The sequence below is a fragment of the Tsukamurella pseudospumae genome, assembly GCF_001575205.1.
In the GTDB taxonomy this organism is placed as follows: Bacteria; Actinomycetota; Actinomycetes; order Mycobacteriales; family Mycobacteriaceae; genus Tsukamurella; species Tsukamurella pseudospumae.
The window spans coordinates 41114-67921 of sequence record NZ_LSRE01000016.1 but is presented as its reverse complement, the minus strand read 5'-3'; the positions used below and the strand labels follow the sequence as shown (position 1 = coordinate 67921).

34 protein-coding genes, 1 tRNA gene and 1 pseudogene are annotated in these 26808 nt (G+C 70.6%); 20 read left to right on the top strand and 16 right to left on the bottom strand.

Annotation, left to right across the window (positions count from 1 at the left end; genetic code table 11):
- Window positions 1-3 precede the first annotated feature (3 nt).
- Window positions 4-612 (bottom strand): TetR/AcrR family transcriptional regulator, encoded by a 609-nt coding sequence (locus AXK61_RS13430; protein ID WP_068570878.1) that lies wholly within the window; start codon window positions 610-612, stop codon window positions 4-6.
- Between the two features lie 73 nt (window positions 613-685).
- Here AXK61_RS13430 and AXK61_RS24385 point away from each other — a divergent pair.
- The 4 genes and pseudogenes from AXK61_RS24385 to AXK61_RS13415 all read left to right on the top strand — a co-directional run.
- Window positions 686-928: pseudogene (locus tag AXK61_RS24385) on the top strand (alpha/beta hydrolase); the annotation flags it as partial.
- Window positions 929-936: 8 nt separating this feature from the next.
- A complete protein-coding gene (locus tag AXK61_RS13425; protein WP_082789338.1) occupies window positions 937-1518 on the top strand; it encodes an SDR family NAD(P)-dependent oxidoreductase in 582 nt (193 codons plus the stop codon).
- On the top strand, window positions 1515-2168 hold the full coding sequence (locus AXK61_RS13420) for a TetR/AcrR family transcriptional regulator (protein WP_068570880.1): 654 nt from the start codon (window positions 1515-1517) through the stop codon (window positions 2166-2168). Before AXK61_RS13425 ends, AXK61_RS13420 begins: the two co-directional genes overlap by 4 nt.
- A 67-nt stretch (window positions 2169-2235) precedes the next feature.
- Window positions 2236-3414 carry an oxygenase MpaB family protein gene (locus AXK61_RS13415; protein ID WP_068570881.1) on the top strand — a complete coding sequence of 393 codons (1179 nt, stop codon included), beginning with the start codon at window positions 2236-2238 and terminating at the stop codon, window positions 3412-3414.
- A 7-nt stretch (window positions 3415-3421) separates the two neighbouring features.
- Here AXK61_RS13415 and AXK61_RS13410 read toward each other — a convergent pair whose 3' ends face one another.
- The 8 genes from AXK61_RS13410 to uraD form a co-directional block, all read right to left on the bottom strand.
- Window positions 3422-4540, bottom strand: coding sequence for a glycerate kinase (locus AXK61_RS13410; protein ID WP_068570882.1), 1119 nt, complete (start codon window positions 4538-4540; stop codon window positions 3422-3424).
- A gap of 9 nt (window positions 4541-4549) precedes the next feature.
- The gene (gene gcl, locus AXK61_RS13405) at window positions 4550-6358 is read right to left on the bottom strand and encodes a glyoxylate carboligase (protein ID WP_068570883.1); all 1809 of its coding nucleotides are present in this window, start codon (window positions 6356-6358) and stop codon (window positions 4550-4552) included.
- Window positions 6359-6400: 42 nt separating this feature from the next.
- Entirely contained in the window at window positions 6401-7282 is an 882-nt protein-coding gene (locus AXK61_RS13400; protein ID WP_068745748.1) for a 2-hydroxy-3-oxopropionate reductase, read from the bottom strand.
- A gap of 27 nt (window positions 7283-7309) precedes the next feature.
- On the bottom strand, window positions 7310-8143 hold the full coding sequence (locus tag AXK61_RS13395; protein WP_068745746.1) for a hydroxypyruvate isomerase family protein: 834 nt from the start codon (window positions 8141-8143) through the stop codon (window positions 7310-7312).
- A gap of 258 nt (window positions 8144-8401) precedes the next feature.
- Window positions 8402-9784, bottom strand: coding sequence for a nucleobase:cation symporter-2 family protein (locus tag AXK61_RS13390; protein ID WP_068745745.1), 1383 nt, complete (start codon window positions 9782-9784; stop codon window positions 8402-8404).
- A gap of 14 nt (window positions 9785-9798) precedes the next feature.
- The gene (gene pucL, locus AXK61_RS13385; RefSeq protein WP_068570887.1) at window positions 9799-10704 is read right to left on the bottom strand and encodes a factor-independent urate hydroxylase; all 906 of its coding nucleotides are present in this window, start codon (window positions 10702-10704) and stop codon (window positions 9799-9801) included.
- A gap of 5 nt (window positions 10705-10709) precedes the next feature.
- The gene (gene uraH / locus AXK61_RS13380) at window positions 10710-11057 is read right to left on the bottom strand and encodes a hydroxyisourate hydrolase (protein ID WP_068570888.1); all 348 of its coding nucleotides are present in this window, start codon (window positions 11055-11057) and stop codon (window positions 10710-10712) included.
- A complete protein-coding gene (gene uraD, locus AXK61_RS13375; protein WP_068570889.1) occupies window positions 11054-11575 on the bottom strand; it encodes a 2-oxo-4-hydroxy-4-carboxy-5-ureidoimidazoline decarboxylase in 522 nt (173 codons plus the stop codon). Before uraD ends, uraH begins: the two co-directional genes overlap by 4 nt.
- Window positions 11576-11689: 114 nt before the next feature.
- On the opposite strand from uraD, the gene AXK61_RS13370 reads away from it, so the two are divergent.
- Together AXK61_RS13370 and AXK61_RS13365 are read left to right on the top strand one after the other, a co-directional pair.
- Window positions 11690-11929, top strand: coding sequence for a thiamine-binding protein (locus AXK61_RS13370; RefSeq protein WP_068570932.1), 240 nt, complete (start codon window positions 11690-11692; stop codon window positions 11927-11929).
- Window positions 11926-12297: a helix-turn-helix domain-containing protein gene (locus AXK61_RS13365; protein WP_197466802.1), complete on the top strand. Its 372-nt coding sequence runs from the start codon at window positions 11926-11928 to the stop codon at window positions 12295-12297. The genes AXK61_RS13370 and AXK61_RS13365 overlap by 4 nt, the downstream gene beginning before the upstream one ends.
- Here the strand turns inward: AXK61_RS13365 and AXK61_RS13360 are convergent.
- Complete coding sequence (locus AXK61_RS13360) at window positions 12278-12823, bottom strand: TetR/AcrR family transcriptional regulator (protein WP_068570890.1); 546 nt, start codon at window positions 12821-12823, stop codon at window positions 12278-12280. The two genes, AXK61_RS13365 and AXK61_RS13360, sit on opposite strands and share 20 nt — an antisense overlap.
- 71 nt (window positions 12824-12894) lie before the next feature.
- Between AXK61_RS13360 and AXK61_RS13355 the strand changes: the two genes are divergently transcribed.
- The 3 genes from AXK61_RS13355 to AXK61_RS13345 are packed head-to-tail and all read left to right on the top strand — an operon-like array spanning window position 12895 to window position 14636.
- Window positions 12895-13866 (top strand): alpha/beta fold hydrolase, encoded by a 972-nt coding sequence (locus tag AXK61_RS13355; protein ID WP_068570891.1) that lies wholly within the window; start codon window positions 12895-12897, stop codon window positions 13864-13866.
- A gap of 39 nt (window positions 13867-13905) precedes the next feature.
- Window positions 13906-14190, top strand: coding sequence for a type II toxin-antitoxin system Phd/YefM family antitoxin (locus tag AXK61_RS13350; RefSeq protein ID WP_068570892.1), 285 nt, complete (start codon window positions 13906-13908; stop codon window positions 14188-14190).
- Window positions 14187-14636: a type II toxin-antitoxin system VapC family toxin gene (locus AXK61_RS13345; RefSeq protein WP_068745743.1), complete on the top strand. Its 450-nt coding sequence runs from the start codon at window positions 14187-14189 to the stop codon at window positions 14634-14636. The genes AXK61_RS13350 and AXK61_RS13345 overlap by 4 nt, the downstream gene beginning before the upstream one ends.
- Window positions 14637-14639: 3 nt before the next feature.
- Here AXK61_RS13345 and AXK61_RS13340 read toward each other — a convergent pair whose 3' ends face one another.
- Entirely contained in the window at window positions 14640-15188 is a 549-nt protein-coding gene (locus tag AXK61_RS13340) for an isochorismatase family protein (RefSeq protein WP_068570894.1), read from the bottom strand.
- Window positions 15185-16519: a nicotinate phosphoribosyltransferase gene (locus AXK61_RS13335; protein WP_082777926.1), complete on the bottom strand. Its 1335-nt coding sequence runs from the start codon at window positions 16517-16519 to the stop codon at window positions 15185-15187. The genes AXK61_RS13340 and AXK61_RS13335 overlap by 4 nt, the downstream gene beginning before the upstream one ends.
- 18 nt (window positions 16520-16537) lie before the next feature.
- Between AXK61_RS13335 and clpS the strand changes: the two genes are divergently transcribed.
- The 10 genes from clpS to AXK61_RS13285 are packed head-to-tail and all read left to right on the top strand — an operon-like array spanning window position 16538 to window position 23437.
- Complete coding sequence (gene clpS, locus AXK61_RS13330; protein WP_082777927.1) at window positions 16538-16885, top strand: ATP-dependent Clp protease adapter ClpS; 348 nt, start codon at window positions 16538-16540, stop codon at window positions 16883-16885.
- Window positions 16886-17494, top strand: coding sequence for a DUF2017 domain-containing protein (locus tag AXK61_RS13325; protein WP_068570897.1), 609 nt, complete (start codon window positions 16886-16888; stop codon window positions 17492-17494).
- A gap of 28 nt (window positions 17495-17522) precedes the next feature.
- Window positions 17523-17945, top strand: coding sequence for a M67 family metallopeptidase (locus AXK61_RS13320; RefSeq protein ID WP_269451168.1), 423 nt, complete (start codon window positions 17523-17525; stop codon window positions 17943-17945).
- Window positions 17945-18223 carry a MoaD/ThiS family protein gene (locus tag AXK61_RS13315; RefSeq protein ID WP_068570898.1) on the top strand — a complete coding sequence of 93 codons (279 nt, stop codon included), beginning with the start codon at window positions 17945-17947 and terminating at the stop codon, window positions 18221-18223. The genes AXK61_RS13320 and AXK61_RS13315 overlap by 1 nt, the downstream gene beginning before the upstream one ends.
- A 45-nt stretch (window positions 18224-18268) precedes the next feature.
- Window positions 18269-19240, top strand: coding sequence for a PLP-dependent cysteine synthase family protein (locus AXK61_RS13310; protein ID WP_068745741.1), 972 nt, complete (start codon window positions 18269-18271; stop codon window positions 19238-19240).
- A gap of 33 nt (window positions 19241-19273) precedes the next feature.
- Window positions 19274-19930 (top strand): rhomboid family intramembrane serine protease, encoded by a 657-nt coding sequence (locus tag AXK61_RS13305; protein WP_068570900.1) that lies wholly within the window; start codon window positions 19274-19276, stop codon window positions 19928-19930.
- Between the two features lie 28 nt (window positions 19931-19958).
- Window positions 19959-20720, top strand: coding sequence for a cyclic nucleotide-degrading phosphodiesterase (locus AXK61_RS13300; protein WP_068570934.1), 762 nt, complete (start codon window positions 19959-19961; stop codon window positions 20718-20720).
- A gap of 36 nt (window positions 20721-20756) precedes the next feature.
- Complete coding sequence (gene rph / locus AXK61_RS13295) at window positions 20757-21539, top strand: ribonuclease PH (protein ID WP_068536789.1); 783 nt, start codon at window positions 20757-20759, stop codon at window positions 21537-21539.
- Entirely contained in the window at window positions 21536-22153 is a 618-nt protein-coding gene (locus tag AXK61_RS13290) for a non-canonical purine NTP pyrophosphatase (protein WP_068570901.1), read from the top strand. Before rph ends, AXK61_RS13290 begins: the two co-directional genes overlap by 4 nt.
- A 27-nt stretch (window positions 22154-22180) precedes the next feature.
- Window positions 22181-23437: an LCP family protein gene (locus tag AXK61_RS13285; protein WP_068570902.1), complete on the top strand. Its 1257-nt coding sequence runs from the start codon at window positions 22181-22183 to the stop codon at window positions 23435-23437.
- Here AXK61_RS13285 and AXK61_RS13280 read toward each other — a convergent pair.
- A complete protein-coding gene (locus AXK61_RS13280) occupies window positions 23326-24570 on the bottom strand; it encodes a GGDEF domain-containing protein (protein ID WP_082789337.1) in 1245 nt (414 codons plus the stop codon). The two genes, AXK61_RS13285 and AXK61_RS13280, sit on opposite strands and share 112 nt — an antisense overlap.
- 115 nt (window positions 24571-24685) lie before the next feature.
- Between AXK61_RS13280 and AXK61_RS13275 the strand changes: the two genes are divergently transcribed.
- Entirely contained in the window at window positions 24686-24964 is a 279-nt protein-coding gene (locus tag AXK61_RS13275) for a hypothetical protein (protein ID WP_068570904.1), read from the top strand.
- Window positions 24965-25020: 56 nt separating this feature from the next.
- Here the strand turns inward: AXK61_RS13275 and AXK61_RS13270 are convergent, their stop codons facing one another.
- The 3 genes from AXK61_RS13270 to AXK61_RS13260 all read right to left on the bottom strand — a co-directional run bounded on the left by AXK61_RS13270 (window position 25021) and on the right by AXK61_RS13260 (window position 26770).
- Window positions 25021-25377, bottom strand: a complete 357-nt coding sequence (locus AXK61_RS13270; protein WP_068570905.1) for a hemophore-related protein — start codon at window positions 25375-25377, stop codon at window positions 25021-25023.
- Between the two features lie 360 nt (window positions 25378-25737).
- Window positions 25738-25947 (bottom strand): cold-shock protein, encoded by a 210-nt coding sequence (locus tag AXK61_RS13265; RefSeq protein WP_068570906.1) that lies wholly within the window; start codon window positions 25945-25947, stop codon window positions 25738-25740.
- Window positions 25948-26688: 741 nt separating this feature from the next.
- Window positions 26689-26770: transfer RNA gene (locus tag AXK61_RS13260), tRNA-Leu, on the bottom strand.
- Window positions 26771-26808 lie beyond the last annotated feature (38 nt).

Below are 26808 nucleotides of genomic sequence, written 5' to 3'. Positions count from 1 at the left end.
CCGCTACCGAGCGCGGATGCCGTCGGTGAGGGTCGCGATGACGGTGCCCAAGAGGAGATCGAGTTCCTCCGGCCCCGCGCCGAGATCGCCCGGCCGCCACGCGAGGGCGAGCACGCCGTTCAGCGCCGCCGACAGGGCGGTGGCGGCGCGATCGGGGTCCAGGTCGGGCCGGGCGGTCCCGGCCGCGACGCCCTTGCGCAGCACTGCGGCGAGCTTCGCGTTCTGCTCCCGGGTGAGCTCAGCGATCCGGGCCACCGCGTCGGGGACGTCCGGCGGCTCCACCAGGATCCGGAACTCGTAGGGCCGCTCCCGCGCGAACCGGGCGTACTCCCTGGCGGCCAACAGGATCGTGGCCTCGGGGTCGCCATCGGTCCGGTAGGCCGCGTCCATGTACGCGCGGTTCTCCTCCATGGCCTGCTCGGCGACGGCGGTGAGCAGCGCGGATCTGCCGCCGACCCGGTTGTAGATCGTCTGCACCGCCACATCGGCCCGCTCGGCTACCGCCTCCAGGGTCATTGCGTCGGCGCCGTGGACGGCGACGATCTCCCGCGCGGCGTCGACCACCGCGCGCCGGTTCGCTGCGGCCTTGCGTTGCGCACGGGTGGGTTCCATGTCCAATACTGTAACCCAAGACATAATTGGAAGGTCTTCCAATTATGGAGGTTATTCCAGTATGGTTCGGAACATGACGCGCACAGACATCACCTTCCGATCCGGATCCGGCACCATCGCCGCCTGGCTGTACCGGCCCGCGGGGGCCGAGGGGGAGCGACGGCCGATCGTCGTCCTCGCCCACGGCCTCGGCGGCGTCAAGGAGGAGCGGCTCGACGCCTTCGCCGAGCGCTTCGCCGCCGCCGGCTACGCCTGCCTCGTCTTCGACTACCGGCATTTCGGGGCCAGCGGCGGCGAGCCCCGCCAGCTGCTCGACTCAGCTCGATGCTGCCCATGGAGTCGCTCGATCCGGAGGGCTTCGAGCGCGTCATCGACGCGAACCTGAACGGCGTGTGGCGCACCTTCCGCGCCGCGCTTCCGCGGGACTCGCGCGGTTACCTCCTCGCCGTCTCATCGATGGCGGCCTTCGTGCATTCCCCGCTCAACGGTCCGTACACCGCGAGCAAGGCCGGGGTGTGGGCGCTGTGCGATTCGACGCGACTCGAGGTGAGGCACCTCGGCGTCGATGTCGGTAGCGCGCACCCCACCTTCTTCAAGACCCCGATGATGGACGCGGTGCACGAGGATCCCGCCGGACGGAAGCTGTGGGGCGACAACGCCTCCGGTCTCTGGGCGATGATCCCGATCGACGACGTGGTGGAGGCGGTCGTCGACGGGATCGAGCGCCGGTCCGCCATGATCGTGGCCCCGAAGCGCAACGCGCTTGCGGCGCGCATCCTCGGGCTGATCCGGCCGCTCGTCGATCGCATCGGCTTCCCCGGCGACACCGTCCCCGAGGCCATCCGCCTGGCGTCCTCCCCGCAGCGGACGGAGAGGGAGACCGGGGTCGATACGCTGGCCCGATGACCGAGAGCGATGGGCGCCGCTACAGCGGCGTCGCGGCCGGTGCCCGGCGCGAGGAACGCCGGGTCCGGTTCCTCGACGCCGCGCTCACCGTGGTCGCCCGGGACGGGGTGGCAGCGGTGAGTGCGCGCTCGCTGTGCGCCGAGTCGGGCCTGCATGCGCGGTACTTCCGTGAGGCCTTCGACTCGCCGGACCAGGTGCTCACCGAGGCCTTCGACCTTCTGGCCGAGGCGGTCATGGCGCGGGTGGCCGGCGCGATCGGCGCGGTGCCCGACGGTCCGGATGTCCTCGAACGGAAAGTGCGTGCGGGCGTGCGCGGCTCGCTCGCCGCGGTGGACGACGACGACCGGCGCGCCGCGCTGCTCATGAGCGCGGACGTGCACCCCGGCCTGCGCGATCGGCGAGAGGCCCTGATCGACCTGCTCGCGGGTGCCATGGCCGCTCAGGCCGCGGAGATCCTCGACGACCCGCCCGACCCCGCCGACGCTCTGCTGTCCGCGCGCCTGATCGTCGTGGGCGGGATGCACCTGTCCATCGCGGCCGCAGCCGGGCGGATCGACGCGACCGTCGAGGTGATCGAGGAGGTCATGGTCGCCGACATCCTCAGCAACCGCGAGCTCGCGGAGGTGCTGCGGCGGCTTCGCGCGGAGTAGCGGGGCGGTATCGGTTCCGAGAATATTGTGGCTACATGCTGTAGCCAGATTGAGTTACGCTCGGGGCATGACTCTTGCAGCCCCGCGCACCGTCGACAGTCCCGAACGCTTCGACCGCGACCCCGAGTGGGCCGCGGGGACCGTCCGCGTCCTCCGGATCCTCCAGAAGGACCGCCGCCCGTTCACCGCCGAGGAGCTCGACTGGGCGCGAGAAGCGGTGAGCCGCGGCGACGAGCTCGGGAACCGGATGGGGCGGGCGGTGATCGACGACCGCGCGTTCTCGATGCGGGATCTCGACGCCGCACTGGCGTCCGGGACCACGCCGAATCCGGTGCTGCAGGAACTCCTCGACGCTGTCGGCTCCGCCGCGACGCCGTCCTGGGTGGACTTCGCCGCCTGCGAGCGCGGCGCCGCGGTCTGCCGGCGGTCCGGTTCGCTCGGCCTCGACGTGCTCGCAACGGCGTCGCTGATGACCGGCTACACGACCTCCGCGACCACGCGGCAACTCGTGGCCACCGGGCGCCTCGTCGACGGTGTCGACGCGCGCATCCACGAGACCACCCAGTGGTGGTCCGAGATCATCGGCGGCGACGTGCGGCCGCACGGGCGGGCCTGGCGGTCGGCGGTGAAGGTCCGGGTGATCCACGGGCTCGCGAACACGACGCTGCTGCGCCGCGAGGACTGGGACCTCGCCGAGTGGGGCGTACCGATCAACCAGTCGGACCAGCTCGGCACACTGGGGCTCTTCTCGACGACCTTCGTTCTGGGACTGCGTCTACTGGGCATGCCCGTCTCCGCGGACGAGGGGCGCGACGTGATGGCGCTGTGGCGCTACGTCGGCTGGCTGCTCGGCATCGACGAGCACGTCCTGCCCGCGACGGAGGGCGAGGGTCGGCGCCGGATGGTCCAGATCGGCCAGTACACGCCCGGACCGGACGCGGACTCCGCGGTCCTCGGCCGCGCGCTGTACGGCAACTGGGGGCGGCACGCGTACCCGGTCGGGTCGGCGCTCCGGAAGCGCTTCCACCAGCGCTACCTGGGCAGCATCGAGAGCGTGTTCGCGGGGCCGCAGGGCCTGCGCGACCTCGGCCTCCCCGCCGCGATGCCGTGGGCCCTGCCGGTTGCGTGGGCGACGAACCTGCCGGTCCACCTGGCCTCGCGCCTCTCCCCGTCGGCCCGCCGCTGGGCGACGGTCCGCGGCGAGCGGCGGATCGCTGCCTGGTTGCAGCGGAACCGTCCCGCCTGAGGGGAACTCAGGCGGGGCCGTCCTTGGCGATGGTGCGGCCGATCCGCCGGAGCAGATCGGCGGCGTCGGCCATCGATCGTGCAGGATCGGGCTCGAGCTCGGCGAGCGCCAGCGCCCGCTGGAAGCCCGCCCCGTGGATCTGGTCCGCGCTCAGGAGGTTCCGCCCGGACACGGCGATGACCGGGATTCCCGCGGCACGCGCCGCCGCGGCGACGCCCACGGGGGCCTTGCCGTGCAGCGTCTGCTCGTCCAGCGAGCCCTCGCCGGTCACGACGAGGTCGGCGCCGTCGAGCTTGGCGGCGAAGTCCGCCAGTTCGAGCACGATGTCGACGCCGGGGCGGGCGCGCGCGCCCAGCACCGCCATCGCGCCGAAGGCGGTGCCGCCCGCGGCACCCGCACCCGGGACGTCCCGGGCGTCGTGCCCGCCGGCAGCGGCGAGCAGGTCGGCGAAAACCCGCAGCGCGGCGTCGAGTAGTGCCACGTCGCCCGAGGTCGCGCCCTTCTGCGGGCCGTAGATCGCGGCCGCGCCGTCGGGGCCGAGCAGGGGGTTGTCGACATCACAGGCCAGGGTGAACCGGGCCTGCGCGGCCGCCGGGTGCAGGCCCGACAGATCCACCCGCGCAGCCCGGGCCAGCGCCGCGCCGCCGGGAGGGAGCGGCGCACCGTCGGCGTCCGTGATCGTGACCCCGAGCGCCTGGAGCATGCCGGCGCCCCCGTCGGTGGAGGCACTGCCCCCGAGGCCGATCACGATGGCCCGGGCCCCGTCGTCGAGGGCGTGTCGGATCACCGTGCCCAGGCCGAAGGTGGTGGCGCCGAGTGCGTCCGGCACACCGTCGGGCAACAGCTCGAGGCCGACCGCCGAGGCGAGCTCGACCACCGCGGTCCCACCGCCCCGGGCGTACGAGGTGGACACCCGGGCGCCCGTGGGGCCGGTGGTCTCCACTCGGACCCGCGTCCACCCCGCGGCCACCGCCGCGTCGACGGTGCCGTCGCCCCCGTCGGCGATCGGGGCGCGCAGCACCGTCCACTCCGGACGGACCTCGGCGATGCCCCGGGCGAGGGCGTCGACGACCCCGACGGCCGACAGCGAGCCCTTGAACTTGTCGGGCGCCAGCAGCACTCGCATGACGACTCCCTAATCCAGCAGGAGGAGCGCGGTCGGGGCGTCGGCGCCGGCGAGTGCCAGCTCCTCGAACTCGGCGACGTTGTCGAGCTCGGTGCCCATCGCGATGTTGGTGACCTTCTCCAGGATGATCTCCACGACCACCGGCACCTTGTGCTCGCGCGCCAGGGACTGCGCCTTGCCGAGGGTCTCGGCGATGAGCTCGGGGTCGGTCACGCGCAATGCCTTGCAGCCCAGTCCCTCGGCCACCTTGACGTGGTCCACGCCGTAGCCCTTGGGAACCTCCGCGATCGCGGCGTCGTGGGCCTCCGACACGTCGGCGTTGATGTTGTCGAAGCCGAGCTGGACGTGGAAGTCCATGTCGAAGGCGCGCTGCGCCTGGCGGATCAGGCCGAGGTAGGAGTTGTTCACCACGACGTGCACGTAGGGCAGGTTGAACTGCGCCCCGACCGCGAGTTCCTCGATCATGAACTGGAAGTCGTAGTCGCCCGAGAGGGCGACCACGTCGGTGCCGGGCTCCGCCTTCACCACGCCGAGCGCGGCGGGAATGGTCCAGCCGAGCGGGCCGGCCTGGCCGCAGTTGATCCAATGGCGCGGCTTGAAGACGTGCAGGAACTGGCCGCCGGCGATCTGCGAGAGGCCGATGGTGCTCACGTACCGGGTGTCGCGGCTGAAGACCTTGTTCATCTCCTCGTAGACCCGCTGCGGCTTGACCGGGATCTCGTCGAAGTGCGTGCGGCGCTGCATCGTCCGCTTGCGCTCGGCGCAGGACTCGACCCATGCCTCGCGGTTCGGCAGGGTGCCCGCCGAGCGCCGCTCGCGGGCGATCTCGACGAGCTGGTCGAGCGCGGCGCCGGCGTCGGAGACGATGCTGTAGTCGGGCGCGAAGACCCGGCCGATCTGCGTCGGATCGATGTCGACGTGCACGAAGGTGCGTCCCGCGCGGTAGACGTCCAGCCCGCCGGTGTGCCGGTTGGCCCAACGATTTCCGATGCCCAGCACGAAGTCCGAGGCCAGCATCGTCGCGTTGCCGTAGCGGTGCGCCGTCTGCAGCCCGACCATGCCGGCCGCGAGCCGGTGGTCGTCCGGGATCGTGCCCCAGCCCATCAGGGTGGGGATCACCGGAACGTCCAGCAGCTCGGCCAGTTCCACCAGCTTGTCGGAGGCGTCGGCGTTGATGACGCCGCCGCCGGAGACGATCAGCGGGCGCTCCGCGGCCTGGAGCATGTCCAGGGCCTTCTCGGCCTGCGCGCGGGTGGCCGCCGGCCGGTACACGGGCAGGGGCTCGTAGGTGTCCGGGTCGAAGTCGATCTCGGCGAGCTGCACGTCGATGGGCAGGTCGATGAGGACCGGGCCGGGTCGACCCGAACGCATGAGGTGGAAGGCCTGCGCGAACACGCCGGGGACCTGCGCGGGCTCCAGCACGGTCACGGCCATCTTGGTGACGGGCTTCGCGATCGACGCGATGTCGACCGCCTGGAAGTCCTCCTTGTGCAGGCGCGCGACCGGAGCCTGCCCCGTGATCGCGAGGATCGGGATGGAATCGGCCATCGCGGAGTACAACCCCGTGATCATGTCGGTGCCGGCGGGGCCCGACGTACCGATGCAGATGCCGATGTTGCCGGCCGTGGCGCGGGTGTAACCCTCGGCCATGTGCGAGGCGCCCTCGACGTGCCGGGCGAGCACGTGACCGATGCCGCCGTGCGCGCGCAGCGCCGCGTAGAAGGGGTTGATCGCCGCGCCGGGCACGCCGAACGCCTGCGTCGCGCCCTCGAGTTCCAGGATCTTCGCCGCAGCTTCAGCGGCACGCATACGAGCCATGTCAGTACTCCAGTGTGGTTGTGGTCAGGGAAGTTTCGGGTGTCAGCTGCTGCGGCCGGACAGGCGCTCGACGCCGCGCAGCAGCGCGGAGTGGTCGAGGCCGCCGTCGCCGTTGGCGCGGGCCGAGGCCATGAGCTGGGCGACGAGGCCGCCGAGCGGCGCGACGACGCCGGCCTCGCGCGCGGCGGAGGTCACGATGCCGAGGTCCTTGTGGTGCAGCTCGATCCGGAAGCCGGGCTCGAACTCGCGGTCGAGCATCTTCTGCGCCTTCTGGTTCAGCACCGCGGAACCCGCGAGGCCGCCGCCGAGGACCTGCACCGCGGCCGCGGTGTCGACGCCGTAGGCCTCGAGGAAGATGATCGCCTCGGCGAGGAGTTGGATGTTGCCCGCGACGATGAGCTGGTTGGCGGCCTTGACGGTCTGGCCGGAGCCCGTAGGGCCGACGTGCACGATGGTCTTGCCGACCACGTCGAGGACCGGCTTGGCGGCCTCGAAGTCCGCGGGAGCGCCGCCGACCATGATGGACAGCACCGCGTTCACCGCGCCGGCCTCGCCGCCCGAGACGGGGGCGTCGATGAGCCGGAAGCCGCGCTCGGACGCCTGCTCCGCGAGCCGGGTGGTCACGTCGGGGCGGATGCTCGAGAAGTCGATGATCAGTGCGCCGGAGGGGGCGTTGTCGAAGACCCCGCCCTCGCCCGCGAGGACCGCCTCGACGTCGGGGGAGTCCGGCACCATCACGGCGATGACCTCGGCGTCGGCGACCGCGTCGGCGATCGACTCCGCGGCGCGGCCGCCCGCGTCGACGAGCGGCTTGGCCCGCTCCGGCGTGCGGTTGAAGCCGGCCACGGTGTGCCCGGCGTTCTGCAGGTGCACGGCCATGGGACTGCCCATGATGCCGAGTCCGATGAAGGCGATGTTCGTCATGAGGAGTTCCTTTGCTGGAAGAGGAGTTCAGGAGGCGGCGACGACGGCGCTGCGCTCGGCGACGGGGAGCCAGGCGAAGGGGTCGCTCTGGCTCTGCTTGTACTCGAGGCCGATCGGGCCGCGGTAGCCGACGCGCTCGAGGTGGGCGAGGTGGCCGTCGAGGTCGAGGGTGCCGGTGCCGGGCTCGCCGCGGCCGGGATCGTCGGCGATCTGGACGTGCCCGATGCGGGCCGCGTAGGCGTCGATCGCGGCGCTCACGTCGTCGCCGTTGACCTGCAGGTGGTAGAGGTCGGCGAGCAGGCGCAGCGCGTCGACGCCCTGCTCGTCGCGGACGCGGTCCATGACCGCGATCGCGTCGGCGGCGGTGAGGAGCGGATACCGGGGCGCGCCGCTCACGGGCTCGATCAGGACGACGGCGCCGGCGCGCGCCGCGGCGCGGCCGGCCGCGGCGAGGTTCTCCGCCGCGACGGCGTCCTGCTCCTCGGGGGCGACACCGTCGATCCGGTTGCCGTACAGGGCGTTGAAGGCGGGGGTGCCCAGGCGCTCGCCGATCCCGACGGTCACCTCGATGTTGTCGCGGAACTCGGCGACGCGGGCCGGATCGGAGAGGATGCCGCGGTCGCCGTTGGGCATGTCGCCCGCGAAGAAGTTCAGGCCCGTCAGCTGCACGCCGGCGTCCTCGATCGCGGTCACGAAGGCGTCGATCTGGCGGTCGCCGGGGACGGCGGTGGCGAACGGCCACCAGAACTCGACGGCCTCGAAGCCCGCCTCGCGGACGGCGCGGGGGCGCTCGAAGACGGGCAGGTCGGCCAGCAGGATCGAGCAGTTGACCGTGTACTTGGCGGGGGCGTTGGCGCTCATTGGGGCTCCTTCTTCAGGCAGGACGTACGGCGGTGCAGGTTCTGGCGAGGTCGATTCGACCTGCTAGCTTTCGCCTGTCGGAAAGATCATTTCCGTACTATGGAATTGTTGCATGTGATGGGGGTCACGTCAACCCCGTTTCGCGGGGTTGGTCCGGGCCGGCCCGGAGACGACGAAGCCGGAGTGCGCGTTGGGGGGTGCACACTCCGGCTTCGGGGCGACGGTGTCGTCGGTCGGGCCGGGACGGGCCAGCTCGGCTCAGTGGCCGCTGCTGGGCTTCGGCGGATTGCTCCGCTCGTCGGGGACGGCCGCGAACACCGAGACGTCCGGTCTGTTGCCGGCCTTGATCTCGTTGAACAGGAAGTTGAGGACCACCGCGACCACTGCCGCCGCGCTGATGCCCGAGTGCATGATGGTGCCGACCGCGGTCGGGAACTGGTCCCAGAACTTCGGCGCCGCAACGGGGATCATGCCCATGCCGAGCGCGACCGCGACGATCACCATGTTGAGGTTGCCGTCGAAGTCGACGCGGGAGAGCGTCTTGATCCCGCTCGCGGCGACGGAGCCGAACAGCACGATGCCGGCGCCGCCCAGGACCGGGTACGGGATGGCTGCGATCACGCGCCCCACCACGGGAAGGAGGCCCAGGACGGCGAGGATGCCGCCGCCCATCGCCACCACGTAGCGGCTCTTGATGCCCGTCAGGGCGACGAGCCCGACGTTCTGTGCGAACGCGCTGCACGGGAAGGCGCTGAACGCCGGTGCCACGGTCGTCGAGAGCATGTCGGCGCGCAGGCCCGCCGCCACCCGCTTGGCATCGACGGGGGTGTTCACGATCTCGCCGATGGCGAGGATGTCGGCCGTGGTCTCCGTCATGATCACGAGGATCACGATGGTCATCGAGATGATGGCGCCGATCTGGAAGGTCGGCGTCCCGAAGTGCATCACGGGCGGCAGCGCGAACACGGGACCGGTGCCGACGCGGGAGAAGTCCACCTTGCCGAAGATCGCGGCGATGCCCGTTCCGACCACGATGCCGATGAGGATCGACAGTCGGGATATCGCGCCCTGGAAGAGCCGGCTGATCACCAGGATGATGAGCAGGGTGAGCCCCGCGAGGCCGATGTTGGCGGTCGATCCGAGATCCTTGGCACCCGCACCGCCCATCGACCACGTGAACGTGGTCGGGAGCAGCGACAGGCCGATGACCGTGATGATCGTGCCCGTGACGACCGGCGGGAAGTACCGGATCAGCTTCGCGAAGATCGTCGACAGTGCGAGACCGATGAGGCCCGCGACGATGATCGCGCCGAAGATCGGGCGCACGCCGCCGTCCTTGGCGATGGCCGTCATCGTCGAGACGCTCGCGAACGAGAGTCCCTGCACGATGGGCAGTCTCGCGCCGAACGGGCCCACGCCGATGGTCTGCAGGATTGTGGCCAGGCCGCTGACGAACAGGCCGGCGGTCACCAGCAGGCCCATATCGGTGGCGGACAGTCCGGCCGCTCCGCCCACGATCAGTGGGGGAGCGATCACGCCTCCGTACATCGTGAGGATGTGCTGGAGACCGTAGATGAAGGTGCGTCCGAGGGGGAGCTTCTCGTCCTCGGGCCGCTCGACGGTGGCGCTGGCGGTGGTCATCGTCTCAGTCCCTACTAGCAGAATCCGGGAACGCCGTGCCACGCCGAGCCCGCCTCGGGGGCGTCGTCGCGGACGACGCTCGCCTCGATGAGGCCGTACGGGCGGTCGGCGGCGATGAAGACCTCACCCGGGTTCTCCACGCCGAACGGCGAGAGGTCCACGAGGAAGTGGTGCTTGTTCGGCGCCGAGAACTTGATCTCCGCGACCTCGGGGTGCTGCTCGAGCACCGACTCACCCATGCCGTACAGGGTCTGCTGCAGGGCCTTGCTGTGGATCTCCGCGAAACGCTGCAGCAGGATCGCGCGGATCGAGGCGAACGAGGCGTCCCAGTCCACGTCGGTGTGCGCGTAGCGCCACTTGGCCACCAGCGAGGTCGCGAGGATCCGGTCGTCGGTCTCCTGCAGCGTCGTGTACTTGTCCTTGAGGAACCCGTGGAATTCGGAGCCGGTCGACTTGAGCAGCGTCAGGTCGTGAATGCCCGTGACCACGTTGGCCTTCCGGTCCGCCCCGCGGCCGTCGATGTTGACGATGGTCGAGCGGATGCCGCCGCCCGAACGGACGAAGGCGTGATCGTGGTCCTGGCCGTCGACCTGGATGCGGTCCCACGGGTACTCGTGCACCTCGATCCGGGCGCCGTCGGCCTTGGGCGTCGAGTCGATGAAGTGACCGCCGAGGGTGAGGGCGTAGTCCTCGATGGCGCCCACGCCCTTCTCCTTGGCGAAGGCGAAGGCGGTGTTCTTCTGAGTGTCGGTGGGCAGCACCGCGGCCTGGTCGCCGCTGCGGTGCGCGTCCGTGAAGTCGCCGCGGAGGGCGGACGAGACGTTCAGGTCGCGGATCGTGTGGCGGGCGGTGTCGCGGTAGACCCGCATCACGCGGTTCTCGGCCTTGCCGTACTGGTTGGGGCCCAGGTGGATTGCCATGATGGTCAGCTTCCTTTGTAGGTGGAGTAGTGGAACGGGCTGAGCAGGAGGGGGACGTGGTGATGGGGCACGGCGCCGTCCTGCGCGATGAGACTGAAGGTGATGGCGACCTCGGGGAAGAAGTTCTCCTGCCCGGTGGTCGCGGCGTAGCCGGCGACGTCGAAGGTGAGCCGGTAGACGCCGGGCGTCAGGTCGTCGGGGCCGAGGTCCTTGACGCGTCCGTCGTCGTCCGTGACGCCGTGCGCCACGGGGTCGACGGTGCCGCCCGGGCTGATCCGGTCCATCCGGACCGGTACGCCGGCCGCCGGGACACCGCGCGCGGTGTCGAGGACGTGAGTGGTGACGGTGCTCATGAACGCCTCTCTGTGAGTTCGTCTTCCAGATCCAGGACGCGGGCCAGGCGGCGCAGTGCGATGCCGCGCAGCTCACCCGCCGTGGCGACCGCCTCGGTGGCGTCGTCGTTCTCGAGCCGCTGCTGCAGCTTCGCCAGTACCGTCTGCGCATCGAGACCGGCGGCGTTCACCAGGAAGACGCGATCGAACCGCGCCTCGTACGCCTGGTTGCCGGCCAGGAGGGCCGCCCGGGTCTGCTCGTCGGTGGCGACGCTCGACTGCTCCTTGCGCGACCACGCGGCCTCGGTCGAGGCGCCCTGGGCGCGCTCGCCGATCCGGGGGTGGGCGGCGAGCGCGCGATCCACGTCGGCCGGGGTGAACGCGCCGGCGGCGGTGCCGGCGACGCGCAGGGCCTCCCCGGTGTCGGCGTAGGGCCGGCCGGCGAGCACCGTGTCCGCCCACGAGGGCACGTCGCAACACGCGAGGAGGGTGGCTCGGAGTTCGGCGCGATCCGCCGAGTTGAAGCCTTCGAGGTCCATCTGACCTGCCTTCTTTCGGTCTGCGGAAGAAGTTTTCCACTAATCGAAGAATGACATGTGAGCTGCGTCACGTCAACAGTTTGTTGAAAAATTGTTGCGGGCTACCATCGGGTGGTGCGTCTGACAGCGGAGTTCACCAGCGAACCCTTCCACGGGGAGGGCGAGGTCCCACCGCACGCGGAGCGCGCCGTGGAGGCTCTGCGCGAGGCCGGGCTGGAGCACGATTTCGGTCCGCTCGGCACGTCCGTCGACGGCGAGGCGAACGCGGTACTGGAGGCCCTTCGCGATGCTCTGACCAGGGCGTTCGCGAGTGGAGCGACGCGGGTCACCGTTCAAGTGGATCGCCTGCCGTGACCGAGTCGGTGCATCCGCTCGTCGCCGCGGTGCGGGAGCTCGTCGACCGGCTCGACGGCGAGATCGTCGGCGCGGAGGGGCTCCGGACCGGTGACGTCCCGCTCGTCTGGGAGGGAGAGACGGTCGCGGGGGTGCGGCTGCCGTCGGCGGACGTGCCCGTCGGGGATCTCGACGGTCTCCTTGCGAGCCTCGCGGATGAACTGGGGGCGCCCCTGAACCGGCTGGACCGCGGCGAGAAGCAGCGCGCCGTCCGGCTCCTCGAGGAGCGTGGCGCGTTCTCCTACCGCAAGTCGGCGGAGGTGGTCGCCGAAGCGCTGGGCGTTACTCGGTTCACCGTCTACAACTACCTCAACCGGATCCGCGGCTGACCTCGATCAGCCCACGGATCGCGGCGTCGGCCACCGCGGCCGGCACCAGCCCGATCAGGGTTCGGTACACGTACCCGTCCGCCGCGGCGAGGAGCAGACGCGCGCGATCGCGATCGCCGTCGAGTAGTGCGGTGGCGAGGTCCTCGGTGCCGCGGAGCGCCTCGCGGACGATCTCTCGCAGGCCCGGATCGGTGATGGCTTCGGCGAGGTAGGCGTACCAGACCTTCGCGCCGAGCCGCTGCGTATCGTCGCCCGGGATGGCGTGCGTGAGGAGGGTGAGCAACGCCTCGCACGGGTCGTCCGGAACGGGGTGGGCCCACGCGGCGAGGGCCAGGTACGAGGTCAGGGCGTGCCGGAGGATCGCGCTGCGGGTGGGGAAGTAGTGCTGGATGCGGCCCATGCTGATGTCGCCGCGCGTGGCGATGCGCCGCAGCGTCACCGCCGCGATGCCCTCCTCGGCGATGATCGTCCACACGACCGCGTCGATCTCCGCGCGCCGCTCCGCGTGGTCCACCTGTTTCGGCACCCGCCGATCGTAGCAATGCGGGTGCATCGCGACTCCGTTACAATGCGTATGCATTGCAAAGGAGGTGGTTCATGACTCGCCGTGTACGTCGGGCCGTCGCGGTCGTGCTGGCGGCGACGGCGGTCCTCGCGGGCGCCGGCGCGTACCTCGTGAAGGACCCGAGCCCCGTCGGGTACTGGCGGACCGCGGCGGCGCGCGAGACCTATCTGGAGGCGTACCGTCGGGCCTTCCTCGACCTGCCCGCGCCCACCGGGACCTGGGACGTGCGCACTGATTTCGGGGTCGTGCGGGCGTACCGGTTCGGGGCGCCGACGCCGGGGCGGGCACCCGTGGTGCTCGTGCCGGGGAGGTCGTCGGGCGTGCCGATGTGGGCGGACGTGCTCGCCCGCCTCCGCGATCGGGAGGTCTTCGCCATCGACGCGCTGGGCGACGCGGGGATGAGCGTGCAGGACCGGCCGTTCGGCGGTGCCGCGGATCAGGCGGCGTGGCTCGACGAGACGCTGGCGGGGCTCGGCCTGAGCCGCGTGCATCTCGTCGGGCACTCCTTCGGGGGATGGAGCGCCGCGAACCTCGCTGTCCGGTACCCGCAGCGGGTGGCGACCCTGACCCTGTGGGAGCCGATCCTCGTCTTAGCGGGGCTGCGGTGGCAGATGTACGTCGCGACCCTCCCGTCGGCCCTGCCCTTCCTGCCGGAGTCGTGGCGGCGCAAGGGGCTCGAGTCGATCGGCGGCGCCGAGGGCGGCGATGCGACCGGGAGCGCCATCGGCGCCATGATCGATGCCGGGGCCGCGGGGTACCGCGCCGCGCTGCCGACGCCCGAGCAGCCCGACGGTGCCGCCCTCGCCCGACTGACCATGCCCGTCTTCGTAGGACTCGGGGCGCGCAGCGCCGTCACCGACACCGCGGCCGCCGCGCGGGTCGCCCGGACACTCCCGAACGCGACGGTCCGGGTGTGGCCGGAGGGCACGCACTCCCTGCCCATGCAGTACGCGGACGAGTTGTTGGCCGAGCTGTCCGCGCTGGAGGCCCGTCGACCGAATTGACTTGTTGTACGCCTTCGTACAGCGACGTACAATGAGTGCGTGACCACCGTCAGTGCGAGCGAGGCGCGGCAGACCCTGCCCGCGCAGTTGGACCGTGTCGAGGCGGGGGAGCAGGTGCGGATCACGCGGCACGGACGGGTGGTCGCCGTGCTCGTCTCGCCCGATGCGCTGCGTTCGCCGCGTGCGGCGGCTGCGTGGGCGGCCGCGGACGCGATCGGTGCGCGCCTGGAAGCGGCCCGGCGGCGCCCCCTCAGGCCGGGAATCTCCGTCGAACGGGCGGATGAGCTCGTCCAGGAGATCCATGCGGACCGGCAGGCACGGTGAACCCACTCGTCGCCTTCGACGCAGACGTCCTCATCTACGCCGGACAGCTCGGCCACCCGTTGGGACGCCGGATCGTGCGGCTGTTTCCCGACGCGCCCGACGAGATCGCAGGAGTGGGGTCCCTGGTCCTCCTGTCGGAAGTCCTCGCGAAACCCATGCGCCTCGATCCCGCTTCCGCGGATTCGCAGCGACTCCTCGAACTGGTCGGTCGGCTCGACCTCTATCCCCTCGATGACTCGACGGCGCAGCTGGCACTCACGCTCGCGATCGCGTACAAGCTCAAAGCCGCGGACTCGATACACCTCGCGACGGCGATCGTCGCGGGGGCCGATCGGTTCCTGACCAACAACCGCAAGGGCTTCCCGAAGACGATCACCGAGATCGACATCGTCTACCCGGACGACATCCCCGATCCCGACGAATCCGACGGCGTTCCCGCGCAGTGATTCTCAGGTCACCGTGATGCCGGCGGCGGCGAACTCCGCCAGGGCCGCCTCCGTGGAGGACTCCGCGACGCCCGCGGTGTAGTCCGCGAGCACGCGCACCGTCAGGCCCGCGGACCGCGCGTCGAGGGCCGTGGCGCGCACGCAGTAGTCGGTGGCGATGCCGACCACGTCGACCGACGAGACGCCGTGCGCCGCCAGCCATTCGGCGAGGGCGGCGCCGTCGGCGTCGTGGGCCTCGAAGCCCGAGTACGCGGCCGAGTACGCGCCCTTGCTGAACACCGGGACCCGCAGCGGCAGCCGCAGATTCGGGTGGAACGCCGCGCCCTCGGTGCGCGCCCGGCAGTGCACGGGCCAGGAATCCACGAAGTCCGGGGTCGCGGAGAAGTGCGCGCCGGGATCGATGTGCCAGTCCCGGGTGGCGACGATCGTCGGGTACCGGTCCAGCAGGTCGTCGTGGATCGCGCGGGCCACCGCGGCGCCGCCGGCCACCGCCAGCGACCCGCCCTCGCAGAAGTCGTTCTGCACGTCCACGACGATCAGTGCGGTGCTCACCGCCGCTCCTCGAACCGCGTCGCGATGGCGGGCTCGCCGTTCGACAGGCCCAGCCCCTCCCAGGGGAGGCTCACGAGCGCCTCCCGCAGGTGCGTGCGGGCGTCCTCGAGGCCGGGCAGGCCGTCCACCTGGTCGCCGCCGCGGACCAGCGGGATCTGCAGCGGCGTCGCGGTCAAGTGCGCGGGCACCGTCGGTGTCGCGCCGGGCCGGAACAGCACCTCCTCGACGATCGTGCCGGTGCTGCGCGCGAGCCGGACCGCACGCTTCTCCCCGCCCTGGGTCTCCTTGTGCGAGCTGCGCTTCGCGACCGGCAGGCCGTCGACCTCCACGAGCTTGTAGACCATGCCCGCCGTCGGCGCGCCCGAGCCGGTGACCAGCGAGGTGCCGACGCCGTAGACGTCGATGGGCTCGGCGCGCAGCGCGCCGATGGCGTACTCGTCGAGGTCCCCCGACACCACGATCTTCGTCCGCGTCGCGCCCAGGCCGTCGAGCTGTGCCCGCACCTGGCGGGTGATGATGCCGAGATCGCCCGAGTCGATCCGCACGCCGCCGAGCTCGGGGCCCGCCGCGCGGACGGCGCGGTTGACACCCTCGGTGATGTCGTAGGTGTCCACCAGCAGCGTCGTGCCGGCGCCCTGCGCCGCGACCTGGGCCGCGAACGCGGCCTCCTCGTCCGGTCCGTCCGGGCCCGTGTGCAACAGGGTGAACGCGTGCGCCGCCGTGCCGCCCGACGGTACGCCGTAGGTCCGGGCGGCCTCCATGTTCGAGGTGGTGGTGAAACCGGCGAGGTACGCCGCGCGGGCCGATGCCACGGCGGCTCGTTCGTGCGTGCGCCGCGAACCCATCTCGATGAGCGGCCGGCCCGCGGCCGCGGACACCATGCGCGCCGCGGCGGAGGCGATCGCGCTGTCGTGGTTGAGGATCGACAGGATCAGCGTCTCGAGGATCACGCCCTCCGCGAAGCTCGCGCGCACCGTCAGGAGCGGGGAGCCCGGGAAGTACAGCTCGCCCTCGCGGTAGCCGTCGATCTCGCCGGTGAAGCGGTAGTCCCGAAGCCACGCCAGCGTGTCCGCGTCGAGGAAGCGCTCGACGACCGCGAGCTCGTCGGGCCCGAACCGGAACCGGCGCAGCTCGTCGAGGACGCGGGCGGTGCCCGCCACGACGCCGTACCGGCGTCCCGTCGGCAGGCGGCGCGCGAACACCTCGAAGACGCACGGACGGTGCGCGGTGCCGTCCTTGAGCGCGGCCGCCAGCATCGTCAGTTCGTACTGATCGGTGAGCAGGGCGGAGCTCCGCGAGGGGGAGCCGGCCCCGTTTTCATCTACCGTCACACTGGGTACCCTAGAACCATGACCGACAGCAGCGCAGCGGCCCCGGGAAGTGCCGGTGGTCCGGGCGGAGGTTCCACTGCTGCCCAGCCCGGTACGTCGGCGGTGCTCGAGCGCAAGACCGACGAGGCGATCGACAAGCCCTGGGTCACCGTCGTCTGGGACGATCCGGTGAACCTCATGTCGTACGTCACCTTCGTGCTGCGGAAGCTGTTCGGGTACAGCACCGACAAGGCCAAGGAACTGATGATGCAGGTGCACACGGAGGGGAAGGCCGTGGTCTCCACGGGCGACCGCGACAAGGTGGAGGGTGACGTCCGCAAGCTGCATGCGGCCGGTCTGTGGGCGACGATGCAGCGCGACAGCTGAGTGCGTAACTGGCAGGTCAAGCGAGGCGTGCGCGGCGATGCCCGCTTCGTCTCGAAGATGGATCCGGAGGAGGTCGGCCTCGTCCGGTCCCTGGTCGGCTCCCTGATCGAGCTGTTCGACGAGCGCGAGGACTCCGCCCCGCACGACGAGCTGGCCGAGCTCACCGGACTGCGGACGGGGCACTCCGAGCCGCCCCCGGAGACGGTGCTGCGGCGCCTGCTGCCCGACTTCTACCGGCCGGACGCGAACGCACCGGGCGCCGAAGGGGCCCCGTCGGGCGAGTTCGCCGAGGACCTCAACGCCGCGCTCCGCTCCCTCAACGAGCCCGAGGTGATCGACGCGAAGCGCGCCGCGGCGCAGACCGTGCTCGCCACCCTGCCCGAACGGGCCGGCACCGTCACTCTCACCGAGGACGAGGCGCAGGACTGGCTGACCTGCGTCAACGACCTGCGCCTCGCGCTGGGCACGCTGCTCGGCATCACCGCGGACCTGCCGGACGGGCCGTCGTCGGACGACCCGACGCGCGCCGGGCACGTGGACGTCTACCACTGGCTCTCGGCACTGCTCGACGTGCTGGTCTCGGTGATGCTCGACCGCGAGCCGGAATAGGCCGCGCCCGGGCGCGGTTGCAGGGTGCGTGACGGGCCTGCACATCCGGCGTGAGCTGGTGGAGACGATGATCGCCCACGCGCGCCGCGACCACCCGGACGAGGCGTGCGGCGTGATCGCCGGGCCCGAGGGCTCCGATCGGCCCGAGCGCCTCGTCGAGATGCTCAACGCCGAGCGTTCGCCCACCTTCTACCGGTTCGATTCGGGCGAGCAGTTGCGCGTCTGGCGCGGCATGGACGAGCGCGACGAGGAACCGGTCGTGATCTACCACTCGCACACCGCCACCGAGGCGTACCCCTCGCGCACCGACGCGCGGTTCGCGTCCGAGCCGAACGCCCACTACGTGCTGATCTCCACCCGGGACGAGCTGGGGCCCGATGCGGAGGTCCGCAGCTACCGCATCGTCGATGCCGTGATCACCGAAGAGCCCGTCCACATCGAGGAGGACTGATGTCCGTCACCGTCTCCATCCCGACCATCCTGCGCCCGCTCACGGGCGACGCGAAGCGCGTGCCCGCGTCCGGGGCCACGCTGGGGGCCGTCATCGACGATCTCGAGACCCGCCACACCGGGATCAAGGACCGCCTCATCGCCGACGGGGCGCTGCACCGGTTCGTCAACGTCTACGTCGATGACGAGGACGTGCGGTTCACCGGCGGGCTGGACACTCCCGTCGCCGACGGCGGCACCGTCACGGTGTTGCCCGCAGTAGCCGGGGGTTCCCGGTGAGCCCCGCGGCGCAGTCCCGTCGTGCCCTGCTTGCCCGCTGCGCCGGTGGCTAGGTTCGACTCCCTCCTCGATTCGCTCGGCGGGACGCCGCTGGTCGGGCTGCCGAGGCTCTCGCCCCGCTGGGAGGGGACCGACGGTGCGCCGCACGTCCGACTGTGGGCCAAGCTCGAGGACCGCAACCCGACGGGGTCGATCAAGGACCGCCCGGCGCTGCGGATGATCGACGAGGCCGAACGCGACGGCCGGCTGCGCCCCGGCGACACGATCCTCGAGCCCACCTCGGGCAACACCGGGATCAGCCTGGCGATGGCCGCGAAGCTCAAGGGCTACGGGCTGGTGTGCGTGATGCCCGAGAACACCTCCGCGGAGCGGCGGCAGCTGCTGACCATGTACGGCGCGCGGATCATCGACTCGCCCGCGGCCGGCGGTTCGAACCGGGCCGTGGCGGAGGCGAAGAAGCTCGCGGCCGAGCATCCCGACTGGGTGATGCTCTACCAGTACGGCAACCCCGCCAACGCCCGCGCGCACTACGCGGGAACCGGTCCCGAGCTGCTCGCCGACCTACCCGAGATCACTCACTTCGTGGCCGGCCTCGGCACCACCGGCACGCTCATGGGCACCGGCCGGTACCTGCGCGAACACGTGCCCGGCGTGCAGATCGTCGCGGCCGAGCCGCGATACGGCGAACTGGTCTACGGACTGCGCAATCTCGACGAGGGCTTCGTCCCGGAGCTGTACGACGAGTCGGTGCTCACCCGCCGGTTCTCGGTGGGCTCCTACGACGCCGTGCGCCGCATGCGGCAGCTGATCGACGAGGAGGGCGTCTTCGCCGGGGTCTCCACCGGCGGCGTGTTGCACGCCGCGCTGGGCGTCGCGAACAAGGCGCTAACGGCAGGGGAGCGGGCCGACGTGGCCTTCGTCGTCGCCGACGCCGGATGGAAGTATCTGTCGACCGGCGCGTACGACGGTACGTTGGAGGATGCGGAAGAGGCCCTCGAGGGCCAGCTCTGGGCCTGATCGGCCCGAGCCCGCTCGCGCGAGGAGGTCGCCATGACGGTTCCCAGCAACGACGGTGCGCCACGCTCCCTCTCGGCCCGGGTCGCCGGGAGCACGGCGGGGCGCTCGGCCGTCCTGATCGTCGTCTTCGTGGCGGCGCTGTGGCTGCTCGAGGGCATCGACACCGTACTCGGCAACTCCCTGGACCAGTGGGGGATCCACCCGCGCTCCGGGGAGGGCGTGATCCGGGGAGTCGTGATGGCGCCGCTGCTGCACGGCGGGTGGGAGCACTTGGCCGCCAACAGTGTCCCGGCCCTGATCCTCGGCTTCGTCGGCCTGGCCGCGGGCGCGGGCCGGTTCCTGATCGCCACCGTGATCATCTGGCTGGTGGCGGGTGCCGGAGTCTGGCTCACGGGCGGTACCGGCACCGTCGTGATCGGACTCTCCGGTGTTCTGTTCGGGTGGATGACATACCTGGCGCTGCGCGGACTGTTCACGCGCAGGGCGCTCGACATCGTCGTCGGCGTGGTGCTCATGGTTCTCTACGGCGGCATGCTGTGGGGTGTTCTCCCCGGTCAGCCGGGTGTTTCGTGGCAGGGGCACCTGTGGGGAGCGATCGGCGGCGTCATCGCCGCGGTGCTCGTCGGCCGCCGCGGCCGTACCCGCCCGGGAGCGGGGAATTCACGGCAGGTCGGCGCGATCGCCACGTGACGATCGCGGATCTGGCAGCATGAGCTTCATGCGTCTCACCATCCTCGGGTGTTCCGGCAGCGTCGGCGGTCCACGGGCGGCCTGCTCGGGCTACCTCCTGGAGGTGGACGGACACGAACCCGTGGTCATGGATTTCGGCCCCGGGGTCCTGGGCGAGTTGCAGCAGCGAGTGGACCCGAACACCGCCACGGTGATGCTCTCGCATCTGCACGCCGATCACTGCCTCGACCTGCCCTCCCTGCTGGTGTGGCGCCGCTACCATCCGACGCCCGCCGCCGGCCGCGCGCGTCTTATCGGGCCCGCCGACACCCCCGAGCGGATCGGCCGCGCCTCCGCCGAATCGGCGGCGATGCTCGACGACATCTCCGACACCTTCGACTTCTCCGCCTGGACCGAGGGGGAGGACCTCGCGATCGGTGGCTTCACCGTGCGGCCCTTCCGCATGTTCCACCCGCCGGAGTCGCACGGCCTGCGGATCACCGCGCCCAGCGGCAAGGTCCTGGCGTACACCGGTGACACCGGCGTGTGTGAGAACCTCGTCGAGGTGGCGCGCGGCGCCGACGTCCTGCTCGCCGAGGCCAGCTGGACCCACGACCCCGCGAACCGACCACTCGGGGTGCACCTTTCGGGCGTGGAGGCGGGGCAGGCCGCCGCGGACGCCGGCGTCGGTCGCCTGCTGCTCACCCACATCCCGCCGTGGACCTCGCGCGAGGCCGTGCTCGCGGAGGCCCGCTCCGTCTACGACGGCCCCGTCGACGCGGTGACGGGCGGCGACGTCTTCGAGCTCTGACGACCCCGGCGCCGTCGTAGGCGATAGGCTGGGCGCGTGAGCAGACGCGCAGACGGCAGGGCCGACGACGAACTCCGCCCCGTGACCATCACCCGGGGATTCACCCAGAACCCCGCAGGCTCGGTGCTGGTGGAGTTCGGCAACACGAAGGTGCTGTGCACCGCCAGCGTCGAGCTGGGGGTGCCGGGATGGCGCCGCGGCTCGGGGCAGGGGTGGCTGACCGCCGAGTACTCGATGCTCCCCGGTGCCACCCATGAGCGCAGCCGCCGCGAGTCCACCAAGGGCAAGGTGGGCGGGCGCACCCACGAGATCTCCCGGCTGATCGGCCGGTCGCTCCGCGCGTGCATCGACCTCGCGGCCCTGGGCGAGAACACGATCGCCATCGACTGCGACGTCCTGCAGGCCGACGGCGGCACCCGGACCGCGTCGATCACCGGCGCGTACGTCGCCCTGTGCGACGCCGTCACCTACCTCGGCGCGGCGGGCAAACTGACCGACCCGCAGCCGATCTCGTGCGCCATCGCCGCCGTCTCGGTGGGCGTCGTCGACGGGCGCGTCCGGCTGGACCTTCCGTACGAGGAGGATTCGCGCGCCGAGGTCGACATGAACGTCGTCGCCACCGACACCGGAACGCTGGTCGAGGTGCAGGGCACCGGCGAGGGCGCGACCTTCGCCCGCACCACGCTCGACTGGATGCTCGACTCCGCGATCGCGGGCACGGAGAAGCTGTTCGCCGTGCAGAAGGAGGCGCTCGCGGCGCCGTACCCCGGCGTGCTGCCGGAGTTCGAGGGCGAACAGAAGAAGAAGTTCGGTCAGTGACCGCCCGCTTGTTGCTCGCGTCCCGGAACGCCAAGAAGCTGCGCGAGTTGCGGCAGGTGGTGGCGGACGCGGGCATCGTCGGCCTCGAGGTCGTCGGCCTCGATGAGGTCGAGCCCTTCGAGGAGTTGCCGGAGGACGCACCGTCGTTCGAGGGCAACGCGCTGATCAAGGCCCGGCAGGGGTACGAGCGGACCGGCCTGCCCTGTCTCGCGGACGATTCGGGGATCTGCGTCGACGCGCTGAACGGCATGCCCGGCGTGCTGTCCGCCCGCTGGTCCGGGCGCCACGGCGACGACCCGGCGAACACCGCGCTGCTGCTCGCGCAGCTCTCCGATGTGCCCGCCGAGCGGCGGGGCGGGGAGTTCGTCTCCGCTTGCGCTCTCGTCTCCGATTCTGGGGAGTCGACGGTGCGCGGTGTCTGGCGGGGCACGATCCTGCGCGAGCCCAGGGGCGACGGTGGCTTCGGCTACGACCCGGTGTTCCTTCCGGAGGAATCGACGGTGACGGCGGCCGAAATGCCCCCGGAACAGAAGAATGCCGTGAGTCATCGTGCGCGAGCACTGAGTTCGCTGGTCGATCCTCTCCGAGAGCTGGCGGCGCGCGTCCCGGAGTAAGTCCGTGCGGCACGGTACCGTGGCGTCGTGAGCAGCAGACCGTCGTCGGGCCGCGGTGCCCGTGTGGCCATCGCGCTGCTGTCCGTGCTCGTGCTCGCCGTCACAGGCACCGTCTGGTGGAGCACGAACCTCGTGATCGGCGGCTTCAACGTCTCCCGCGCCCTGGCCGAGGCGAAGGTGGCGAAGTCCACCGGCGGTGCCAAGAACATCCTGCTGATGGGCCTCGACACCCGGAAGGACCAGAACGGCGACGATCTGCCGTCCGACATCCTCCAGCAGCTGCACGCCGGTACCAGTGACAACGGCGGCTACAACACGAACACTCTGATCCTCATGCACATCCCTGCGGACGGCAAGAAGGTCACGGCCTTCTCCATTCCGCGCGACGACTACGTCACCTTCGCCGGCGTCGAGTCGCGGAAGAAGGGCAAGATCAAGGAGGCCTACGGCACCCGCAAGGCGGAGGTCGAGGACGAACTGGTCGCGCAGGGCGTGAGCGATCGCAAGGAACTCGAGAGCAAGGCCAGGGAGTCCGCGCGCGCCGCGACAATCGCCACCGTCGGGAAGCTGGTCGGCGTGCCGATCGACCACTTCGCCGAGGTCAGCCTCGTCGGCTTCTACGACCTCGCGCAGACCCTCGGCGGTGTCGAGGTGTGCCTCAACAATCCGGTGCGCGACAGCTACTCCGGTGCGGCCTTCCCCGCGGGGCGGCAGAAGCTGAGCGCCGCGCAGTCGCTGGCGTTCGTCCGCCAGCGGCACGGGCTCGCCGACGGTGACCTCGACCGCACGCACCGGCAGCAGGCCTTCATCGCGGGTGTCATGGTCCAACTGCAGAAGCAGGGCGTGTTCGGTGACGTGCGCAAGCTGCAATCGCTGATCGCGGTGGCGCAGAAGGACGTCGTGGTCTCCGACGGATGGAACCTGCAGGAGTTCGCCCAGCAGGCGGGCCAGATCGCCGGCACGAACCTCACGTTCACGACGCTGCCCGTGCGCGGCTACGCCACCGTCAACGAGCAGGCGGTGAACATCATCGATCCCGCGGCCATCCGCGCGCAGGTGCAGAAGGCCTTCGGGCAGTCGGTGCCCGGCGGCGACGAGTCGGCCGACTCGGACGAGTCCTCGAGCTCGTCGGCGGCGTCGGACGGCACCACGCAGGCGCCGCACCCCGTCGGCTACACGCAGCCCGCTTCGCCGGCGACGACCGTCTCATCCACCCCGTCCGACGGTCCCACGCCCGACGCCGGAACCACCCTGCGGGGCGGCCAGATCCCCTGCGTGGACTGAGTGTCGGCGACGACGGTGTCGCCCGTGCGTTTGGCGGCGTACATGGCGCGGTCGGCGCGGCGCATGAGTGCTTCGATCCCGCCGGCGTGCGCGACCCGGGAGACACCGTCGACCGCCACACCGATGCTGGTGGAGACCCCCGCACCGGTCTCGTCGGACCAGAGCCGGATCGCACGCCGGATGTCCTCGGCGGCGACCCGGTAGTCCTCCGGCCGCAGTCCCACGAGCAGGGCTGCGAACTCGTCCCCGCCGAGCCTCCCGACGAGGTACTGCAGGCCCGCCAGACGTTGGTGCATGATGTCGGCGACGGCGATCAGTACGGCGTCGCCCTGCGCGTGCCCGAGGCGGTCGTTCACGGACTTGAAACCGTCGAGATCCAGCTGGAAGGCGCCGACGTGATCGTCGGGATTACGTGCCTGTTCGGACAGCCGCATCGATGACCGGCGGAGGAAGCCGCGCCGGTTGAGGGCGTCGCACAACGCGTCGGATTCGGAGACCGTGGCGTCCTGCGACAGGAAGGCGGTCCCGATCTGCACCGCCCAGGGCACACCGATGACCGTCGTCATGACGATGATGGCCTTGATCACTGCGAGCACCGCGCCGTGCGTGCCCCACAGCAGTGGGACGAAGTAGGCCAACGACGCGACCGCCAGCGTGGACTGCGCGACGAACACGCCGGGCGGCAGCATGAACGCCGCGAAGGTGGCCGTGAGCGCCAGGGTGGTGAGCCCGAAGGCGCCCGCCATCGGATCGGCGTCCGTGGTCGCGACGAGGACGATCATCACGTTCGACGTGAACACGAAGACGGTCGCCGTGCGGAGCGCGGGCGTGGGAGGGAGTTGCCATCGTAGGGCCCACCCGAACGCGACCACTGCACCGGCGACCTGCACGGTCACCGAGTAGGGGGTGCGCTCGGTCGCGCTCAGGAGCAGCGCGACCGCGGTGCCGCCGAGCACTGTGGCGCACACGCTCACCACGAGCAGGAAGCCGCGCCGGAGGCCGCGGGTGGTGAAGTACTCGATCCGTCGGTCGTAGTCCGGGCGGCCCTCCCACCACGTGACCGTGATGTTGCGGATCGACGCGCGAATCACGCGGAGGTGGCGCTTCGCCCACCGCTGGACGGAATTTCGCATCGATGGATTCTAGCGTTGCGATGGCGGGAACACGGAAGGAGCCCGCGCGCGGGCGGCGGCAGGGGCGGTAGGTTCGGATTCGTCCGTTCTCGTCGAAAGTGAAGAGGTGCCGCGCATGACAAGCTCCACAACCGGAATCCGATTCGCCGCGGCCGTGCTCGCCGTCGCGTTCGTCCTCGCCGGATGCACGAAGCAGGGCGGCGACACCACCTGTGAGAACTACCAGAAGATGTCCGATTCGGACCAGCGTGATCAGGTGACGAAGCTGTACAAGGACAAGCACGGCGACGAGCCCTCGGCCATCGTCGTCAGCGGCCTGCAGCAGCAGGCGATCCTGTACTGCAAGACCGCGGGGAAGCCGGACGCGAAGATCAAGGAGATCCCGATCTCCTGAGCGCCCCCACGGCGAAGGCGCCGGCTCGCGGGAGCCGACGCCTTCGTGGTGCGGGGTCAGTACTGCGAGCAGGTCTTGGCGACCGTCGCGATCGTGCTGTTGATCTTCGCCTGGTTCTGCTGGTAGTACGCGGCGAGCTGCGGGTTCTGACGTCCCAACTCGTGAATCCGTGCGTTCCGCTCCGCCGGCGGCAGGGCGAGGATCCGCTGCGCCTCGGCCCGTCCGCCCGGCAGTTGGTTCACCATCGTTTGCGCTTCGGGCGCGACCGCGACGGTTGCGCGTTCGACCTGGGCGACGGTGCAGTTCGTCCCGGGGACCGGGTCCGACGGTGCCGCCTGCGCCATTGCGGCAGGGGCCAGGACGAGCGCGCCGGCCGCGCCGGTGGTGGCGGCGATCTTCCAACGAGTGAGCATGGTGTTCTCCTTTCGTCGTCGCCCGGATGCATCGGTGGATGCCGATCCGGGCCACATCGCCGAACGTACCGCGATGAATCTGAGTTCGGGCCAAGAGAATTCACAGGTAACGCCGGTTCGCAGCGGGAGATCGTGCTGCGCGGGGTGTCTGTCCAGGGGAATCACGGCTGAGAAGGGGACCGAAGTAATCGGCCGAAAAACTTGCCGCAAAGCGGGGTGTGATCGATTCGCCAGGGTGTGTTCCTGGTGATGCGGCGGAGCCGGTTCACGACGATGAGGGAGTAGGCGAGCGCGGAAAGAAGCAAGGGGCCGAATGGTCTTAGACCACTCAGCCCCTCCGCTTGACCCGACCCGCGAGTCTCAGACGGTCTGCACCGCGACGGCCTGCGGGCCGCGATCGCCAGCCTCTTCCTCGAAGCTGACGCGGTCATTCTCGTTGAGGCTGCGGAAGCCGCCGTTGCCGAGGATGCCGGAGAAGTGGACGAAGAGGTCCTTGCTGCCGGAATCCGGGGTGATGAACCCGAAGCCCTTCTCGGCGTTGAACCACTTGACGGTGCCCTGCTTAGCCATGCGACTACTCTCCTGAGTATCAAAAGTGTTGCAAGACCGAGTGTTTCGATCTTGGGTATTGCGGAGGTACGCAGAAACAAGGCCACCGGAACTACTCACGGAGTCAAGAATGTGTCCGCCGCGGAAAATCTTCGCGAAACGAGCCACCAAGAAAATCAACCGACTTCACAGTAGCAGAAACATCGGTCAGCGGCTAGGCCTAGAGCGATCTGCAGTCGATCGTAGGGTCAGCTCATGCTCCACGCGAGGAGCGCGGCGACCGCGGCTCCGAGGATCCACGGCCACCTGCGTCGGCCCTTGGGCTCGACCTTCTTGTCTTCAGTCATGTTCTTTCCCAACGTAATCGGCTTCTAGTGCATCAGGTGGTGCTGCGGTGTTGCGCTTGTGGGGATGCGTGCAGGTGGCGGAGAGACCCGGTGCCCAAATCAGGATGGGGCGACATGGGTCCGGGCCTCGTGGCGCTCCCCGGGCCGATTCCAAGGTCGGCGCTCTGGGGGCGTTACCTGCGCACCACGGCGCTCTTTCAGAGTAGCCCTGCCGCGGGGTTCGTGCAGGTGTGCTGCACCGATGACAGATTCAGGTACGCCGGGTCCGTCGCACGCGGTTCACGACGGCGGGGGAGTATGCGAGGGCCTCGGGCCGGTCCAAGACCGGTTGACCAGCTGCACATGCCGCACCGGCGTCGCGTCCGACTGGGACGGATCGCGTCCTCTTTCGTCCCGCGCTGCTGCCACCACGCGGTGCGCCCGGGGAGACTTGAACTCCCACACCCTGAGGTACTGGAACCTAAATCCAGCGCGTCTGCCAATTCCGCCACGGGCGCGTGCGACAACGGACCGTACCCGCTGCGGCGCAGGTCAC